This is a genomic window from Acinetobacter sp. YH01003 (genome assembly GCF_013420525.1).
GTDB classification, from domain to species: domain Bacteria; phylum Pseudomonadota; class Gammaproteobacteria; order Pseudomonadales; family Moraxellaceae; genus Acinetobacter; species Acinetobacter towneri.
This window is the reverse complement of record NZ_VOXY01000008.1, coordinates 1-17,597: the sequence shown is the minus strand read 5'-3', so window position 1 is coordinate 17,597 and position 17,597 is coordinate 1. Positions and strand designations below refer to the sequence as shown.

Sequence of the window (17,597 nt, the reverse complement as noted above, 5' to 3'; positions counted from 1 at the left end):
TTAAATAACATCCAAAAATCACGTGTCGTCAGTGGCTTGGTTTTTTTCTTTCATTTACTCTTTTTAGTGGTACTTTGGCTCAGTCAAAGCCAACCCCTGTTTACCCCATACATGCTGCCATGGGTATTGGGTTGTTTAATATTGTATTTGCTGATTGCCTTGGTCTTTATATGTCATCAGCTATCGTATTCCTGAAAATCAGACCACACTCTATTATTTTCCAATTCTGTGTTTAGGCTTTTATAGCAGCTCACTCATGAGTATTGGCTATTTTCTGGGTCAAATGACGGTACTCACAGGCGTATTTACCATTGGCTCCATTTTTACAGGCTTATTGTTGTTTAAACGCAGCATTATCTTTTGGGGCACCATTCCCTGCTTGGTGGTATTTTACGGTGGTTCTTTGCTGACCTTGCGCAATATTATCCCCTATGCGCCCGTTTTTCAGCCCTATACGTTTACCAGTGCGGAATTCCAAAATTTCATGCTCATCAATAACTTGATTGGCAGCACCATCATTGGTGTTCTGTTGGCCATTTTATTTAATACTTTTTTGGGACGCTGGATGATTCGTGAAGAACATCAGCAACAACTAATTCTGCTTGATCCACTCACCCAAACTCTCAACCGACGCGGTTTAAGCATAAAATTCAACCAACTGGTGAATCAAAAACAATTGGCGGGGCAAAACAAAGAACACATCTGCCTTGCCCTGCTCGATTTAGACTGGTTTAAGCAAGTAAATGATCGCTATGGACACGATGGAGGGGATCAGGTACTCAAGCAAATTCCAAAAATTTTGCAAAAAAATCTACGCAGTGAAGATATTATCGGACGTTTTGGTGGCGAAGAATTTATGATTATTTTCTCCAATACCTCACCGCAAATTGCCCAAAATGTACTGGAACGCTGCAGAATTGCCATTGAACAACATCGTATTGCCTATGCAGAACATGAGATTCAAATTACCGCAAGTTTTGGTTTAAGTGCCTTATATGTTTATCATGCAGATCAACATGAATTAATTCAGCGTACTGATGCTGCGCTGTATAAAGCCAAGCAAAGTGGACGTAATAATGTGCAGCAAGATATTGAATCATGAATATTAATTTTGTATAAAATACAAACAAAAATCGCAGGTCATACAATTTTTTTTAAACTGCGACTATCACTAAGTGACTGCAATACATTCTTTAAATTTATAAATAAAATTACTTATTTATATTAAATGTAAATTTTATCAAATAGTAAAATTTAATCCTAAAAATAAGCAGCTGATCTGTTTTCTGGCAAAATTTTTAAAAAATTTAGGCAATACAAGAGTATGATGTGCTCAATTTAGCTTTTGAGTGCTTACTTTATGTCCAATTGGTTTCCCAAATGGCGCCCTTATGAAGGCAGCATTGATGCACGTCCTGTAGGTACCAATGAGTATCTACCGCCTGCACAAACCGTTGTATTGGGGATACAACACGCATTTGCCATGTTTGGTGCCACTGTACTTGCACCTTTTTTAATGGGCTTTGATCCGAACCTTGCCATTTTAATGTCAGGGATTTGTACCATCCTGTTCTTTTTCATGACAGGTGGGCGTGTTCCAAGTTATTTAGGCTCAAGCTTTGCCTTTATTGGGGTGGTGATTGCTGCCACAGGCTATGCAGGCGCAGCAGGCGGTTTAAATGCCAATATTGGGGTTGCGGCAGGCGGGATTATTGCCTGCGGTATTTTATATGCCCTGATTGGCTTTTTGGTGATGGCTACTGGCACCCGCTGGATTGAAAAATTAATGCCACCTGTGGTGACAGGTGCGGTGGTGATGATCATTGGTTTAAACCTTGCTCCTGTCACGGTCAAAGCGGTTGCAGGCAATCCATTTAATATGTGGATGGCCTTGGTGACTGTGCTATGTATGGGCATGATTGCCGTATTTACCAAAGGTTTACTGCAACGCCTCTTGCTCCTGATTGGCTTGCTCATATCGTATCTGATCTATTTTGTAGTCACCAATGTCATGGGTTGGGGGACGCCAATTAACTTCGCACCGATTCAGCAAGCCGCTTGGTTTGGCGTACCAGACTTTCATGCGCCTGTATTTGATGTGAATGCCATGCTGATTATTGCCCCAATTGCCTTCATTTTGGTGGCAGAGAACTTGGGACACATTAAAGCAGTAGGTGCCATGACTGGTGAAAACCTCGATCCACACATTGGTAAAGCCTTTGTAGCAGATGGTGTTGCCACAACCCTTGCAGGTGGTGTCGGTGCACCGGGTATGACTACCTATGGTGAAAACATTGGGGTGATGGCTGTTACCCGCGTGTATTCCACGATTATTTTTGTGGTGGCGGGGGTCTTTGCTATTTTCCTTGGCTTATCACCAAAATTTGGGGCAATCATCCATACCATTCCTACCGCCATTTTAACGGGCGCTTCGATTGTGGTATTTGGTTTGATTACCATTGCTGGCGCGAAAATCTGGATTGAAAACAAAGTCGATTTTTCTAAAAACAGAAATCTGATGGTGGCTGCCGTGACCATTATTTTAGGAACGGGTGACTTTGCGTTGCAATTGGGCAGCTTTAACTTGGGCGGGATTGGGACAGCAACTTTTGCAGCCTTGTTCCTGAACTGGTTCTTTAGTTTGCGTGATCCCTCTTAATCAGAACTTGCGGTCATTTGCTTGAACCTAAGCAAATGCCGAAACAATGCAAAAAGACCGAACAACAGTGATTGTTCGGTCTTTTTTTACCTCAAACGGTCTGTCTAGAATGAACCGTTTTTAAGAGATAATGCTTTTACTTGGCTTATTTCTGTTTTTTAAGCTCTTGCTTAAGTTGCTTCAATTTGCCTTTATGTTTTGAAATCTTTTTCAAACGTGCTTTGATTTGTTGCTTCAAAGATTTAACTTGCTTAGCCATGGTATTACTCCTTAGTAAGGCTATTCGTTGCCATTGTGTTGTTTCACAAAACTACGAATAAATTTTCTTAATTCACGAGCAGCACTAGTATCAAGTTCTTCACATAAACGAATAAATTCATCACGTTCAGTACTATTAATACGAATTAAAAGTTGTCCATCTTTCTTGCCTGTCTTTATTTTTTTGATTTGCTCGTTCATTGCTGATCTCTCCAAAATAAAGACTGCTTTGCAAAAGATGTATATACAATATATATACTTTTTAAAATAAAGCAAACTTACAATGTTAAAAAATGTAATAAAATCATATTCTTTTTTTTACCAATACTTTTTAAAAACCCAGCAAAGCCAAGACAGGCAAGGCTTTGCGCTTAAAACCACCTGCAGAAAAAATAAGCAAATTATTTTTAAAAATTATGCTTTGAATACCAAGATGGCATATAAATACGCGGTTTTACCGCAAAAACGCAAAGTTTGGGCTGCGTTTGAAGCATCGCCCAAACTTAGAGATGGATCAATTAAGGACGGAATTCTTTTAATTCACGCTGAATAAAATGCTGAATCATATCGTGATACAAACGCTCGACCATGTCAGGATCGACTGCATGTTGCACAGCCAAAGTACGGACTTTTTCAATCACTTCTTTCACGCGCTGCGGTGACTGTACATCTTCCACAGTCTGTTTATGGCGCATGGCCTGATCGACATAAAACTGACGCGATGCAATCAGTTCAATTAAAGCCACATCAATTTGGTCTATTTTGTCACGTGCTTGTTGTAATGATTTTACTTTTTCATTGTTCATGGGCTTGGGCTACACTTTCAGTTTCGGTTTCACTCTTATACTTTTCTTCTAACACATTACTGAAAATACTTTCAATCATCCACACCCGATATAAGCTATTAAACACGTAGCTTTGCCCATCTATACGCAATTCCAACACAGGAAAATCAGGCTGAGATTTCATTTCACACAGCATATCATTTTCTTTGAGCAACTCAGTCACATCCGCTGTGGTCAGCTGGTCTAACTCGAGTTCACGCTGCATACGTTCAAAATGCGCTTTAAAGGATAAATCCTGCCCCCTCGTCCATACCGCCTGCAAAATGCGATATATGGCATCGACACGCTGTTCTTCAGGCACACTGTAATACAGTTGTGCCATTTGATAAGTCGCCTGCTCGGTGGGTCGGCAAAACGGCGTAAACGCAACATCGGTACGTTTAGATAATCGCGTCGCCAAACTCCAGTCAAAGCAGTCACGCCCATGATAGGACAAAGGATACACATTCAAATGGATATTGTAATAGGCAGCTAATTCTTCTTTGATATACGCCAATAACAACCAAGAAATCGGGTCTTCTAGTGCGATATACAAATCCAGTTCAGGGTCGAGTGCCTGAATTTCATTGAGTTCTTCGGCATCACTAATTAAATGTTCACGCCATTCAATGTGATTAATCAAAAAAATAGGATTATCGGTGAGTAGTTTTTGTTGTTTTAAACGGCGAGTTAGACGCAATAAATCATCGACTGCATGATATTTACGTCCACCAAATTCAAAATAACTGGCCAATACAGGTGCATCATCAAAAACCCGTTCAGGAAAATCCTGAATTTGATGATGACGACTGGCCATGGCATATAAGGTGCGTAATTTACCCGACTGCTTTTGCCACAGCATGTGGAACACATCTTCGAGTAAATACAAGAAATCCTGACCACGTAACGGCGTATGCCGCAAAATGGTTTCTGCCTGCATTAAGGCTTCTGCGGTCGGTAGTTCAGGGGTATCGTGAAAACTAAAACGATGTTGTTTGGCAAGAATTTGTGCATCCTGAATACAATAATTTTGCCATTCTGCAGCCGACATTTGGTTCGGTGCATCGCCACTTTGTTGCGAAATCACCACGGTTAAAGGTTTTAATTCATCGGCCAGAATATCTTCTAATTGCGGCAACTGCTGTACCGCCAAATAGCTATATACATCATCTAGACGTAAATACACACTCAGTCCGTGTTCCGTGGGCAACACCGCTTGCCGAGATGGTTTTTGATAAAACCAACTCGATCTGATCGGATCGAACCAACGGCGTAACAGTGACATGAGATCAGCCTCTAAAAAGAAAATCCTTGTGGTTTGGGGACAAGCCACATGCAAATCATGTGCGCTCGTCCTTCAATAGTACACAAGGATTTATATCAATTCATATAAAAATGATCAATTAGACCTCTAAATTCAGATCAGTCACTGCACCTTTTTCTGCGCCCGATGCCAATTTAGCAAATTTCGCCAATGCACCATGGGTATAGTTTGGCTTTGGTTTGACCCATGCCGCTTTACGTGCTGCCATTTCCTCTTCCGACACATGCCAAGTCATTTCACGGGTTTCGGCATTAATCGAAATTTTATCGCCATTTTTCACCAGACCAATTGGCCCGCCTTCATACGCTTCTGGGGTCACATGCCCAATCACAAAACCGTGACTGCCACCCGAAAAACGTCCATCGGTAATTAACGCGACTGAATTACCCAAACCTTTGCCAATAATTGCAGAAGTTGGTTTCAGCATTTCTGGCATACCCGGGCCACCTTTAGGGCCTTCACCACGAATCACCACCACTTCACCTTCTTGCACTTCACCATCTAAAATGCCGCGCATCGCGCCAATTTCACCTTCAAAAACGCGTGCAGGGCCTTCAAAATACAAGCCTTCTTTGCCTGTAATTTTTGCCACTGCGCCCGTAGGTGATAAGTTGCCTTTTAAAACCACCAAGTGCGAATCTTTTTTGATTGGTGCATCAAACGGTAAAATAATTTGCTGACCTTCAGGATAATCGGCAACATCGGCCAAGTTTTCTGCCAAAGTTTTACCTGTAACCGTTAAGCAAGAACCATCAAGCATGCCTGCATCTAGCATGCGTTTCATCAACGGTTGAATGCCGCCAATGGCAATCAGCTCCGACATTAAATACTTGCCCGATGGACGTACATCGGCCACCACTGGGGTTTCCTGACCAATACGCACGAAATCATCCAGTGTGAGTTCAACCCCTGCAGAATGTGCCATGGCAATCAAATGCAACACACCATTGGTCGATCCACCCAAAGCAATCAATACTTTAATGGCATTTTCAAAGGCAGATTTGGTCATAATGTCACGTGGTTTAATATCCAGACGTAACAGATTCATGACCGCTTCGCCTGCGCGTTGGCAGTCATCCATTTTATCTTGAGAAACAGCTTCTTGTGCTGAAGACCCCGGCAAACTCATGCCCAATGCTTCAATGGCCGATGCCATAGAGTTGGCGGTGTACATGCCACCACAAGAGCCTGCACCTGGCAAAGCCACTTCTTCAATTTGTTTGACCTGAATTTCGTTAATTTCACCTTTGGCATGCTGACCCACGGCTTCAAACACCGAAATAATATCGGTATGTCCTGCACCCGGTTTAATAGTGCCGCCATAAACAAACAAGCCCGGACGGTTTAAACGCGCCAGTCCCATAATGCAGCCCGGCATGTTTTTATCGCAGCCACCAATTGCAATCACACCATCATAGGCCTGACAGCCCACCACAGCTTCAATTGAGTCGGCAATAATTTCACGTGAAACCAATGAATATTTCATGCCTTCGGTGCCGTTTGAAATACCATCTGAAATGGTGATGGTATTGAAAATAATGCCTTTACCACCCGCCTGATTCACGCCTGTTTCTGCTTCGCGCGCTAAGCCATCAATATGCATATTACATGGTGTGACATTGGCCCAAGTCGATGCAATTCCAATAAATGGACGAGTAAAATCTTCATCCTTAAAACCCACCGCACGCATCATGGAACGTGCAGGTGCATTTTCAATGCCTTCATAGACTTCGGCTGAATGTTCGCGGATATTCTGTTTACTCATGGCTGATTCCTTAGCAAGATGGGTGAAATGACGTATTCATCATGACAATTTATTTTATTTTTCATTGTATCGAAAGCAGGCAGGATGTAAACGAAAATGCCTGTCTAATTTCATCGCTCAAATTTGCTGCGATACTGACATCGCTCATTGCAGACACATAAAAAAGCACCCCAATTTTGGAGTGCTTTTTTGTAGCAGCTTAAATTGCCAAGTACTGCTTAGATTTCACGTACCGCACCTTTTGCCGCACTGGTGGTATGCATGGCATAAGCTTTCAACGCTTTAGAAATTTTACGTGGACGTTCTTCTGCAGGATGCCAGCCTTTAGCTTCTTGCGCTTCACGACGTGCCGCCATAGTTGCGTCATCTACCGCCAAGTGAATGCTGCGGTTTGGAATATCAATTTCGATACGGTCACCATCTTCAACCAGACCAATCGCACCACCTTCAGCCGCTTCTGGAGAAACGTGACCAATTGAAAGACCTGAAGAACCGCCCGAGAAACGACCATCGGTCAGTAAGGCACATTCTTTGCCTAAACCTTTCGATTTCAAATAGCTGGTTGGATAGAGCATTTCTTGCATACCTGGGCCACCACGTGGGCCTTCGTAGCGAATCACCACCACATCACCCGCTGTAATTTTACCGCCCAAAATCGCGTCTACAGCAGCATCCTGACTTTCAAAAACACGTGCTGTGCCGTTGAATTTCAAAATAGAATCATCCACCCCTGCAGTTTTTACAATACAGCCATCTAAAGCAATATTGCCGTAAAGTACCGCCAAACCACCATCTTTAGAGAAAGCGTGTTCTGCATTACGAATCACACCATTGTCACGGTCACCATCTAAACGTGAATAGTAACGGTCTTGTGAGAATGCTGTTTGGGTGGGTACGCCGCCCGGTGCAGAACGGAAGAACTGGTAAACGTCTTCATTTTCGGTACGGATGATGTCCCATTTATCCAAAGCATCTTTTAAAGTCGCTTCGTGAACTGTGCCTACTGAAGTGTCCAATAAACCTGCGCGATCCAGCTCGCCTAAAATAGACATAATGCCACCCGCACGGTGTACATCTTCCATGTGAACATCTTGTTTTGCAGGCGCTACTTTACATAGTACAGGCACTTTACGTGATAAACGGTCAATGTCATCCATGGTGAAATCCACACCTGCCTCATTGGCAGCCGCCAACAAGTGCAGTACGGTGTTGGTTGAACCGCCCATGGCAATGTCCAACGTCATAGCATTTTCATAAGATGCTTTGGTTGCAATTGAACGTGGCAATACGCTGTAATCGTCTTGTTCATAATGGCGTTTGGCCAATTCCACAATCAACTGACCTGCTTTATCAAACAGTTTTTTACGGTTGGCGTGAGTTGCTACAATTGAACCGTTGCCCGGTAAAGATAAACCTAGAGCTTCTGTTAAGCAGTTCATTGAGTTTGCAGTGAACATCCCTGAGCATGAACCACAAGTTGGACATGCAGAACGCTCATATTCAGCAACTTCTTCATCCGTATAGTTGTCATCTGCCGCCACAATCATCGCGTCAATCAAGTCAATCGCGTGTTCATTGCCACGAATTTTGACTTTACCTGCTTCCATTGGGCCGCCAGACACAAACACCACTGGAATGTTCAGACGCATAGCAGCCATCAGCATCCCTGGTGTGATTTTGTCACAGTTGGATATACACACCATTGCATCGGCGCAGTGTGCGCTGACCATGTATTCTACCGAGTCGGCAATCAAGTCACGCGATGGCAATGAATACAACATGCCGTCATGACCCATGGCAATCCCGTCATCTACAGCAATGGTGTTAAATTCTTTGGCAACACCACCTGCCGCCTGAATTTGCTCTGCCACCATTTGACCGAGGTCTTTTAAATGCACATGGCCAGGTACAAATTGGGTAAATGAGTTGACCACCGCAATAATCGGCTTACCGAAATCTTCGTCTTTCATACCCGTTGCACGCCATAAGCCGCGTGCACCCGCCATATTTCTTCCGTGTGTCGATGTTTTTGAACGATAGTCAGGCATTATAAAGTTCCAACTTGGTTGTGCTGAAATGAATCTGAAATTCATTCTGGCGAAATAATACTGTTTGCAAGATCTGTATCACTGCAAAATAGTTTAAGAGTCTTTCTATTTTACTACAGCTTGAGGTAGTAAGGCTGCTACTTTACCAACTTTATGATGGATAAAAAGTGACGAGAACCCACAGCACCTTGTTGATCATACTGAATGCAATACAAAACTTTCATGAATAATTTTTAAATTTTGCATTACTAATTTTTATCATAATAATTTATAGCACAGCGACAAGGTGGATTTGTTACAACCCGTTCCGACCTTTGAGCCGCAATTTGTTATAATTGCCGCGTCATCTAAAACTATGGGTTGATTTCCATTGAAAATCGTTTTTGCAGGTACGCCTGAATTTGCTGCAAGCGCTTTGGCAGCACTCCTGAACACCGAACATGAGATTGTCGCGGTTTACACCCAGCCTGACCGTAAAGCAGGACGCGGACAAAAACTCACAGCATCTGCGGTGAAGCAATTGGCACTACAACACGATCTTCCTGTCTATCAACCTTTACATTTTAAATCATCTACTGAAGAAGGTCTGGCGGCTCAACAAGAATTGGCTGCATTGAATGCCGATGTGATGGTGGTTGCTGCCTATGGTTTAATTTTGCCGCAAGTGGTTTTAGATACTCCAAAATATGGCTGCTTGAATATTCACGGTTCTTTACTACCACGTTGGCGTGGTGCAGCGCCGATTCAGCGTGCGATTGCCACAGGTGATACCGAAACAGGCATCACCATTATGAAAATGGCTGCAGGCTTAGATACAGGCGATATGATGTATAAAACCCTATGCCCAATTACTGCCACAGACACCTCTGCTACTTTACATGATAAACTGGCGCAGCAAGGTGCCGAAGCAATTGTCGAAGTACTGGCTTCAGAGCAAAAATTGCAAGACTATTTGGCTGCGCGTGAAGTGCAAGATGAAGCCTTGACGGTCTACGCAGACAAATTGACCAAAGCCGAAGCGCAAATTAACTGGTCACAAACTGCAGCCGAAATTGACCGTAATATCCGTGCCTTTAATCCGTGGCCGGTGGCGTTTATCCCTTTAGATGAAACACAAAACTTGCGCGTTTGGGGTTCAGCATTATCGGATGAATCTGCACAAGGCAAAGCTGCAGGCACAATTTTAAAACTGGACAAACAAGGCGTACACGTCGCTTGTGGCGATCAACAAGCGGTATGCTTAAGCTCGTTGCAATGGCCAGGCGCTAAACCGCTGAATCCTGTGCAAATCATTCAAACTCAAAAACTTCAAACAGGACAAGTTCTCGCATGAGCCATTCTGAATCAGGCAACTCACATTTGAACTTGCGTGCCCAAGTCATCCGTACGCTATTGGCTGTACAACAAGGGCAATCATTGGCGAGCGTTTTACCTGCACATTTAAGTAAAGTCGCAGAACGTGACCGCGCCTTGTTTCATGAACTGGTTTTGGGCACTTTGCGTCAATGGTATGCCCTAAAAAGCATTACTTTGCCGCTGTTGGTGAAACCACTCAACAATGAAACTGTTGAAACCTGTTTATATGTCGGCTTATATCAAGTGCTTTGTACTCGTGTAGCCAGTCATGCCGCAATTTCTGAAACCGTAACTGCAGCCAAACAATTGGGCTATCAAGCACTCAGCGGTGTGGTGAATGCAATTCTGCGTCGTGTTTCACGTGAAACATCGGAATTTCAAAAGGCTTTGGCGCAGGCACATGGTTTGCCAAGTTGGTTGTATAAACGTCTGAAAAAAGATTGGCCTGAACAACAAGAACAACTGACGCAAACTTTAAAGCAAACCGCGCCTCTGACTTTAAGAGTCAATACACGCCAAATCAGCCGTGATGACTATTTAGAAATTTTGCAGGAACAAGAGATTGCTGCAGAAGCTTGCACCGTGTCTGAAGTCGGTATTGTGATGCTGCAAAATGTGCACATTCCAGACTTGCCTGGTTTTGATGAAGGCGTATTTTCCGTACAGGACGAACATGCCCAACTGTGTGCAACGCTCTTGCCAAATTTAGATGGCAAAGTGGTAGTCGATGCCTGCGCAGCACCCGGTGGTAAAACAGCGCATCTGCTTGAAAAATTTCAGCCTAAAAAATTGATTGCCATAGATCAGGATACCAAACGTCTGTTACGTGTCAGCGAAAATCTAGAACGTCTGCAACTGAATCAAGAAGCGCAAGTTGAAATTTTGGCTGCCGATGCAACCACATGGAATGCCAGTGAAGCAGTGGACTGTATTGTATTGGATGCACCGTGTTCTGCAATTGGAGTCTTGCGTCGCCATCCAGATATTCGTTTGCTGCGTCAATCTAGCGATATTAAGCAAACGGTGGCATTACAGCAACAGATTTTGCAGCAGATGTGGCAGCAACTCAAAGTTGGTGGCACCTTGCTTTACATTACCTGCTCGGTTTTAAAAGCCGAAAATGAACAGCAAATGCAGCAATTCTTTGCCGAACATCAAAATGCCAAAGAAGTCAAAATTGATGCAGATTGGGGCATTCCACAACTGTATGGACGCCAATTATTGCCGCAACAAGGACGCGGGGATGGTTTTTATTATTGTCGTATTGAAAAAACCGCCTAAGCTGTTTCTGTTTTAACGATTCTTCTCATTTAATAGCCTTTCCAAAAAAATAACCCTTGAATCAATCAAGGGTTAATTTAGGGTCTGTTGACACTTCGTCTATGTTTGCGACGACGCATATTTTTTAGCTGATATAAGGCATGGGACAGGAAATTTAGTCATTCTAAATGACTGGCACATAACGCAATAGCAGCAAAAAATATGCTTGTCCTTCGCTGCGCCTTGCGCTGCAAACAAAGCAGTGCTTGTTTTTGCTCAGGCTGTGCAATGCCTTACAACATTGCACTCGTTCAGTAAAATGCTTAGTCTTCAAGTTCATCTGGGTTTTTGATCAGGTGAATCATCGCCAAAACCAAACCACCCCAAAGTACCACTGTTGAAATAATCAACATCACCAATGCAGATGTATTCATCTTATTTCTCCGCTGCGTCGTGATCTTTTAAGCGGCTAAGCAATACCGCGCCAATAATAAAGAGCACCACGGTACCACCACCCACGGTGAGTAAAATGTGTAATGGATAACCACCATAGCCTTCTGCAAAAATAGATTTAAGGGTTAAACCTAAAGCCACGAGCAATGAAAGCGGCGTCACGATGGTTAACAGGAAATTCCAGCCCCAACCCAATTTAATGCTTGAGTATTGGTTAACGTGTTGCTGTAACTCTTTGAGCAATGGACGACGGAACCAAGTCACCAAAATGATCGACAATAAACCACCACCAACAATACCAATGTTGTTGGCAAAGTAGTCAATGATGTCGACAAAAGTAATCGCGCTGTGGGTAGAGAATAAAATGGTTGAAACAATAGCTGAACCACCCGCAATAATGGTTACTGCACGCTTACGCGACCAACCCAGCTTGTCTTGGAACGCAGCAATGGGCACTTGCAGAATACTCACCATTGAGGTCACCCCTGCAACCGTCAATGAAGCGAAGAATAAGAAACCAAATAAATCGCCACCTGCACCCAAGCTTGAAATGATTTTCGGGAATGCAATAAAGGCTAAACCAATACCGCCAGAAACCACTTCATCTACCGATGAACCTGCGCTGTACGCCATGAAACCAAGCGCAGCAAAAATACCAATACCCGCTAAAATTTCAAAAGATGAGTTTGCAAGTGCAACCACCAAGCCTGAACCAGTCAAGTTGGTTTTACGTTTTAGGTAAGATGAGTAGGTCAACATAATCCCGAAACCCACTGAAAGTGAGAAGAAGATATGACCAAAGGCAGCTAACCATACTTTATAGTTCGCCATCGCTTCCCAGTTAGGCGTAAAGAAAGCATTTAAGCCATCGACTGCACCCGGTAAACGTAAAGCTTGAACCACGAGAATAGAGAATAAAATCACCAAAAGTGGTATAAAGATTTTATTTGACAGCTCAACCCCTTTTTTCACCCCACCATATAAAATGAACATCACCACCGTCCATACGATGACCAAGCCAATAAATAAAGTAGGTACAAAACCAAAGGCTAAGCCTTCACCATTTTGTAAGTAGCTTGTGAAAAAGAATTTTTCAGTGTCTGTTCCCCATTGCTGACCAATGGAATAGAACATATAACTGCCTGCCCAAGACAATACGCTGGCATAGTAAATACCAATCAGTAAAGTCACCATCACCTGCCACCAGCCCAATGCTTCACTGTTCATGAGCTTTTTATAAGCGGTTGGTGGTGCTTTACGGTATTTATGTCCGACTGCATAGTCCAAAAACAGCAATGGCAAACCTGCGGCAAAGATCGCAATTAAATAAGGGATTAAAAATGCGCCGCCGCCATTTTCATATGCAACATAAGGGAAACGCCAAATATTGCCCAACCCGACCGCAGAACCAATGGCTGCGATAATAAAGCCTGATCGCGCGGACCAACTCTCACGAGAATCTGTCATAGAACACCTAAACTTCAGGCTATTTTTTGCTGCTTGTTTTTTAATTCTGACCTTTTATATAAATAACTTGCTTTTTCATTAGCTTAAATTTACTTTATATAACGGTACTTTAGCGCACGCAAAAAATATCCTGCAAAAAATGAAAATCTGGGTGTTTGCTTTAGAGTCACACCTTTTGAGCATCAAATTCTAAAGGTCAAACAGCGAAATATTCGGAAAATCTTGCTTAAAGTCTTTGCCCAATATTGCGCTTTTGTATGGCTTAACAATACTCATTTTTGAACAATTTTTCTGTAAATTCTGCTTAGAAAGATGCTTTTTGTATGCATTTTTTTAATCAAACGTTCAAATTCCACTCCATTTTGACTTGATTTTTTAGTTATAAATCGTATAACTATTTGGAATGAAATTTTGATGCTATTTGAGTTATTTTAATTTTCATCTATTTTAGCAGCGCTGTAGCCTATTATTCACCGAACTACAGCACTGTAATCAATCATCTCAAAATTCAGAGTTAACTCATCCTTTCTCTTTATTTATAACGATGCATCATTAGATCAGATACTTAACGCTTAATTACCAATAAACGCTCTTCCTGCATATCCCGAATAGCAGATTGAATCCCTTCACGCCCTAAACCTGAATCCTTCACGCCACCATAAGGCATATTGTCCACACGGAACGATGGAATATCATTAATAATCACCCCACCAACTTGTAACTGATCCCATGCATACAGCATTTTTTCCAAGCTTTGTGTATAAATACCCGCCTGTAAACCAAAACGGCTTTGGTTAATACGTGTAATTCCTTGTTCAAAAGATGAATATTTTTCCAAAATGGCAACAGGGCCAAAAACTTCATCTTTATAAACCTCCAAGTTTGGATCGACCTGTTCCAATAAAGTCGGCTCAAACATCACACCTTTCAGCTCGCCACCTGCCAATATTTTTGCACCTTTTTTCACCGCTTTATCAATCCACTTTTTCAAGCGCTGCGCTTCAGCTTCCTTAATCATTGGCCCGACTAAAGTGCTGTCTAAATCAGGATCTGCCGCTTTAATTTTCTTGAGCTGGCTCACAAGTTTCTTTTTCAGTTCGGCATATACGTCAGCATGCACCAAAATACGTTGCACACTAATACACACCTGCCCAGCATGATTATACGCACCACCAATTAAGCGATGAATCAATGCATCATTCAATTCAGTATCGGGTTCAATCATCACTGCTGCATTGCCGCCCAACTCTAGCGTTACTTTTTTGCGTCCTGCGCGGGCTTTCATATCCCAACCCACCACATCTGAACCGGTAAAACTGAGCAGTTTAAAGCGGTCATCTGTCACTAAAACATCAGCTTGTTCACGCTCACAAGGCAATACCGAAAACGCACCTTTAGGTAAATCTGTTTCTGCCAACACTTCTGCAATTTTCAATGCTGAAATAGGCGTGGCACTGGCAGGTTTTAATACAAAAGGACAACCTGCGGCAATCGCAGGTGCAATTTTATGTGCAGTTAAATTCAACGGAAAATTAAAAGGACTAATCAAAGACACGGTACCAATGGGTACATGCTTAACCATCCCTTGATAATTCGCAGCAGCAGCCGTCACTGCCAACGGCAAAATACGCCCTTCATCTAGTTGTGACACCGCATCTGCCGCAATTTGGAAGGTATTAATTAAACGCTCGACTTCTGCCATCGCAGCCAAACGTGGTTTTCCACCTTCGGCAATTAAAATTTCGACCAATTCTTCACGCATGTTTTGAAAACGCTGCACACAATGCAACAGAATTTTTTGTTTTTGAAAGGGCTGTAACTTTGCCATTTCGGCTTCTGCTTTTACGGCTGCACGAATGGCTTTTTCAATACTTTTCGCATCGGCAAGTGCGACACGCGCATATAAATTTTGAGAATATTTATGCTGAACGGCTAACCATTGCCCTGTTTCTACGGCTTTATTGGCAAGATAGAGCGGATAATCGACAGGTGGATGGACATTTTGCATACTGAAATCCTCTATTTTTGGCGCGAATTAAGCTATATTTTTACAAGAATTTTGATTCTAGAAAATGTATGATGCGCTAAGTTGGACAATATTTCACATGATTTTTTGTCACGAGAACATACAACACCACACCATTCATCCCAAATGATGATGACAAAATACTAGAGTTTATATGCTTACATTACAACGTTTTGCTTTAGCATGCAGTTTAATTAGTTGTTCAGCGGTGCATGCCGATATTATTGGGGTAAAAGCCAGCGTAGATTATTGGAAATATAGCGCAGACTGGAATCAGGCTCAGTTATCACCAAACTTGGATGATGATTTTGCCTTACCCTTCAGTCTAGCAGTAGAGCATCCAGTACCATTTTTACCCAATGCTAAAATTAAACATGCCAATTTGCAGGCCGAAAGCGAGCAAAGCGCTGCTGGTGTAAAAATCAATCAACTAGATTTAGATTACTCAGACTTCATTTTATATTATGAAATTTTAGATAACATTGTTGCCGCAGATGTTGGATTTGGTGCCAAAGTACTTGAAGGCGACTTAAGATCGAATTTGTTTTCGACACAAGACGTCAGTGAAACTTTAGCTATGCTGTATGCAGAAGCAGCGGTCAAATTGCCATTTACAGGTTTAAGTGCCAAAGCTGAAGCTAACTATGCCAAAAATAGCGACAATGAAGTTCGTGATGCTCAGGCAGAAATTAAATATAACTTTATAGATGCCATTTTAGTCGATGTTGGTTTAAAAGCAGGTTATCGCATTTTAGATATTAAGCTCAATCAAGATTCCAATCAGGAAACTCAATTAGAGTTTAAAGGCCCATATTTAGGTTTAGAAGCACATTTCTAAATATTTGATATTTATATAAGTTTAAAACCCTTAAATTATTTTTAAGGGTTTTTTATTCTTCGCAGATTCAAATCCCAAGTGCAACACATTTGTAGTTAGTTGAAAAAGTTAGGTGTATTCATAGAATCATTAGACTTTTTCAACTCGCAATTGGAAAGCACACAATGAAGAAATACACCCAACTTTCTCAAGATGAAAGATACGAAATTTATGCTACTTTGAAAAGTAAAAGTTCAATCGCTACCCTTGCTCGAGAGTTAGGACGTTCACGATCAACCATCTACCGTGAATTAAAAAGAAATACTGGGCAACGTGGATATAGAGCTCAACAGGCAGCTAAATTTGCAAGTCAAAGACGGTACCGTCCTTCATCATCAATGACAGCATTTGCCTTCGCTTATATTGATTATTTGATTGGTTTGGACTGGTCACCAGAACAAATTTCAGGTGCTTTAACACAACGCGGTTGGCTGGGTGTACCTTCACATGAGTGGATTTACCAGTACATTTATCAAGATAAATCAAAAGGCGGTAAACTTTATCTACACTTAAGGCTTCAGAAGAAATATCGAAAACGCGGTTACAAAAACACGGATCGTAGGGGGCAAATCATTGATAAAACAAGTATTCACTGCCGAGACCAGGTCATTGATCAACGACAACGTTTAGGAGATTTCGAAGGTGACACGGTGATTGGTAAACATCATAAAGGTGCTTTATTGACTCTCGTTGATCGAAAAAGCCTGTATGTACATATTGTTCATTTAGGGCCAACGAGAGCATCCTCTCAAACGATTACTTGTGCATTAGATCGTTTACAAATGAGCCATGCTTATAGTGTGACATTTGATAATGGCAAAGAATTTTCCGAACACAAAAGAATTACTGATGCTGGCATAGAGACGTATTTTGCTGATCCTTACAAGTCTATTCAGCGAGCTAGAAATGAAAATACGAATGGTTTAATCCGTCAATATCTGCCAAAATCATCATCGTTTGATGACGTGTCAAACGAACAAATAGAGCAGATAGAATTTGCACTCAACCATCGTCCTAGAAAAACACTAGGTTGGTATACACCGAGTGAAGTTATGGCTGGTTTTTATACTGTTGCACTTGCCGCTTGAATCCGCCCTTCTTAAAGTTTTCTTTCTCCCATAAAAAACACCCCCAACGCTAGTTGAGGGTGTTTGAATAATGAGCTGGCGATGACTTACTCTCACATGGGTAACCCCACACTACCATCAGCGCGAAGAGGTTTCACTTCTGAGTTCGGGAAGGGATCAGGTGGTTCACTCTTGCTATGGTCGCCAGCACAA

General features: G+C 42.2%; 15 protein-coding genes and 1 rRNA gene. 7 read left to right on the top strand and 9 right to left on the bottom strand.

All coding sequences use genetic code 11. The annotated features are described in order from the left end of the window. The first annotated feature begins 154 nt into the window (after positions 1-154). Together FTT70_RS08455 and FTT70_RS08450 are read left to right on the top strand one after the other, a co-directional pair. Positions 155-1,102 carry a GGDEF domain-containing protein gene (locus FTT70_RS08455; RefSeq protein WP_167845633.1) on the top strand — a complete coding sequence of 316 codons (948 nt, stop codon included), beginning with the start codon at positions 155-157 and terminating at the stop codon, positions 1,100-1,102. A 258-nt stretch (positions 1,103-1,360) separates the two neighbouring features. Next, positions 1,361-2,659, top strand: coding sequence for a solute carrier family 23 protein (locus FTT70_RS08450; protein ID WP_180159141.1), 1,299 nt, complete (start codon positions 1,361-1,363; stop codon positions 2,657-2,659). Between the two features lie 279 nt (positions 2,660-2,938). On the opposite strand, the gene FTT70_RS08445 is transcribed toward FTT70_RS08450, so the two are convergent. Continuing rightward, the gene (locus FTT70_RS08445; RefSeq protein ID WP_004970356.1) at positions 2,939-3,118 is read right to left on the bottom strand and encodes a hypothetical protein; all 180 of its coding nucleotides are present in this window, start codon (positions 3,116-3,118) and stop codon (positions 2,939-2,941) included. A gap of 82 nt (positions 3,119-3,200) precedes the next feature. Here FTT70_RS08445 and FTT70_RS08440 point away from each other — a divergent pair, with 82 nt between their 5' ends. Next, the gene (locus FTT70_RS08440; RefSeq protein WP_180168502.1) at positions 3,201-3,470 is read left to right on the top strand and encodes a hypothetical protein; all 270 of its coding nucleotides are present in this window, start codon (positions 3,201-3,203) and stop codon (positions 3,468-3,470) included. Here FTT70_RS08440 and FTT70_RS08435 read toward each other — a convergent pair. From FTT70_RS08435 to ilvD (FTT70_RS08420), 4 genes are all read right to left on the bottom strand, one after another. Continuing rightward, positions 3,436-3,723, bottom strand: a complete 288-nt coding sequence (locus tag FTT70_RS08435; protein WP_136143457.1) for a chorismate mutase — start codon at positions 3,721-3,723, stop codon at positions 3,436-3,438. The genes FTT70_RS08440 and FTT70_RS08435 overlap by 35 nt on opposite strands. Then, a complete protein-coding gene (locus FTT70_RS08430) occupies positions 3,713-5,026 on the bottom strand; it encodes a hypothetical protein (protein WP_180168501.1) in 1,314 nt (437 codons plus the stop codon). The genes FTT70_RS08435 and FTT70_RS08430 overlap by 11 nt, the downstream gene beginning before the upstream one ends. 118 nt (positions 5,027-5,144) lie before the next feature. After that, positions 5,145-6,830, bottom strand: a complete 1,686-nt coding sequence (gene ilvD, locus FTT70_RS08425) for a dihydroxy-acid dehydratase (RefSeq protein WP_004970362.1) — start codon at positions 6,828-6,830, stop codon at positions 5,145-5,147. Between the two features lie 218 nt (positions 6,831-7,048). Next, positions 7,049-8,878 carry a dihydroxy-acid dehydratase gene (gene ilvD, locus FTT70_RS08420; protein WP_019837334.1) on the bottom strand — a complete coding sequence of 610 codons (1,830 nt, stop codon included), beginning with the start codon at positions 8,876-8,878 and terminating at the stop codon, positions 7,049-7,051. Between the two features lie 370 nt (positions 8,879-9,248). Here ilvD (FTT70_RS08420) and fmt point away from each other — a divergent pair, with 370 nt between their 5' ends. Further along, positions 9,249-10,211 (top strand): methionyl-tRNA formyltransferase, encoded by a 963-nt coding sequence (gene fmt / locus FTT70_RS08415; RefSeq protein WP_180168500.1) that lies wholly within the window; start codon positions 9,249-9,251, stop codon positions 10,209-10,211. After that, on the top strand, positions 10,208-11,515 hold the full coding sequence (gene rsmB, locus FTT70_RS08410; RefSeq protein ID WP_180009358.1) for a 16S rRNA (cytosine(967)-C(5))-methyltransferase RsmB: 1,308 nt from the start codon (positions 10,208-10,210) through the stop codon (positions 11,513-11,515). Before fmt ends, rsmB begins: the two co-directional genes overlap by 4 nt. Positions 11,516-11,817: 302 nt before the next feature. On the opposite strand, the gene FTT70_RS08405 is transcribed toward rsmB, so the two are convergent. The 3 genes from FTT70_RS08405 to FTT70_RS08395 form a co-directional block, all read right to left on the bottom strand. Continuing rightward, the gene (locus FTT70_RS08405; protein WP_004970370.1) at positions 11,818-11,928 is read right to left on the bottom strand and encodes a methionine/alanine import family NSS transporter small subunit; all 111 of its coding nucleotides are present in this window, start codon (positions 11,926-11,928) and stop codon (positions 11,818-11,820) included. A 1-nt stretch (position 11,929) separates the two neighbouring features. Next, positions 11,930-13,414: a sodium-dependent transporter gene (locus FTT70_RS08400; protein WP_180061069.1), complete on the bottom strand. Its 1,485-nt coding sequence runs from the start codon at positions 13,412-13,414 to the stop codon at positions 11,930-11,932. Between the two features lie 565 nt (positions 13,415-13,979). After that, positions 13,980-15,422: an aldehyde dehydrogenase family protein gene (locus FTT70_RS08395; protein ID WP_131262040.1), complete on the bottom strand. Its 1,443-nt coding sequence runs from the start codon at positions 15,420-15,422 to the stop codon at positions 13,980-13,982. Positions 15,423-15,594: 172 nt separating this feature from the next. On the opposite strand from FTT70_RS08395, the gene FTT70_RS08390 reads away from it, so the two are divergent. Together FTT70_RS08390 and FTT70_RS08385 are read left to right on the top strand one after the other, a co-directional pair. After that, positions 15,595-16,278 (top strand): TIGR04219 family outer membrane beta-barrel protein, encoded by a 684-nt coding sequence (locus FTT70_RS08390; RefSeq protein WP_179988883.1) that lies wholly within the window; start codon positions 15,595-15,597, stop codon positions 16,276-16,278. Positions 16,279-16,442: 164 nt separating this feature from the next. Then, entirely contained in the window at positions 16,443-17,405 is a 963-nt protein-coding gene (locus tag FTT70_RS08385) for an IS30 family transposase (RefSeq protein WP_068532856.1), read from the top strand. A 73-nt stretch (positions 17,406-17,478) separates the two neighbouring features. Here the strand turns inward: FTT70_RS08385 and rrf are convergent. Further along, a 5S ribosomal RNA gene (rrf, locus tag FTT70_RS08380) occupies positions 17,479-17,593 on the bottom strand. Between the last annotated feature and the right edge of the window lie 4 nt (positions 17,594-17,597).

Bases quoted from the DNA above. Each gene is read 5' to 3' on its own strand.
- FTT70_RS08450 (WP_180159141.1), top strand. From the start codon at position 1,361: ATGTCCAATTGGTTTCCCAAATGGCGCCCTTATGAAGGCAGCATTGAT.
- FTT70_RS08445 (WP_004970356.1), bottom strand. From the start codon at position 3,118: ATGAACGAGCAAATCAAAAAAATAAAGACAGGCAAGAAAGATGGACAA.
- FTT70_RS08440 (WP_180168502.1), top strand. From the start codon at position 3,201: ATGTTAAAAAATGTAATAAAATCATATTCTTTTTTTTACCAATACTTT.
- FTT70_RS08435 (WP_136143457.1), bottom strand. From the start codon at position 3,723: ATGAACAATGAAAAAGTAAAATCATTACAACAAGCACGTGACAAAATA.
- FTT70_RS08430 (WP_180168501.1), bottom strand. From the start codon at position 5,026: ATGTCACTGTTACGCCGTTGGTTCGATCCGATCAGATCGAGTTGGTTT.
- ilvD (WP_004970362.1), bottom strand. From the start codon at position 6,830: ATGAGTAAACAGAATATCCGCGAACATTCAGCCGAAGTCTATGAAGGC.
- ilvD (WP_019837334.1), bottom strand. From the start codon at position 8,878: ATGCCTGACTATCGTTCAAAAACATCGACACACGGAAGAAATATGGCG.
- rsmB (WP_180009358.1), top strand. From the start codon at position 10,208: ATGAGCCATTCTGAATCAGGCAACTCACATTTGAACTTGCGTGCCCAA.
- FTT70_RS08405 (WP_004970370.1), bottom strand. From the start codon at position 11,928: ATGAATACATCTGCATTGGTGATGTTGATTATTTCAACAGTGGTACTT.
- FTT70_RS08400 (WP_180061069.1), bottom strand. From the start codon at position 13,414: ATGACAGATTCTCGTGAGAGTTGGTCCGCGCGATCAGGCTTTATTATC.
- FTT70_RS08395 (WP_131262040.1), bottom strand. From the start codon at position 15,422: ATGCAAAATGTCCATCCACCTGTCGATTATCCGCTCTATCTTGCCAAT.
- FTT70_RS08390 (WP_179988883.1), top strand. From the start codon at position 15,595: ATGCTTACATTACAACGTTTTGCTTTAGCATGCAGTTTAATTAGTTGT.
- FTT70_RS08385 (WP_068532856.1), top strand. From the start codon at position 16,443: ATGAAGAAATACACCCAACTTTCTCAAGATGAAAGATACGAAATTTAT.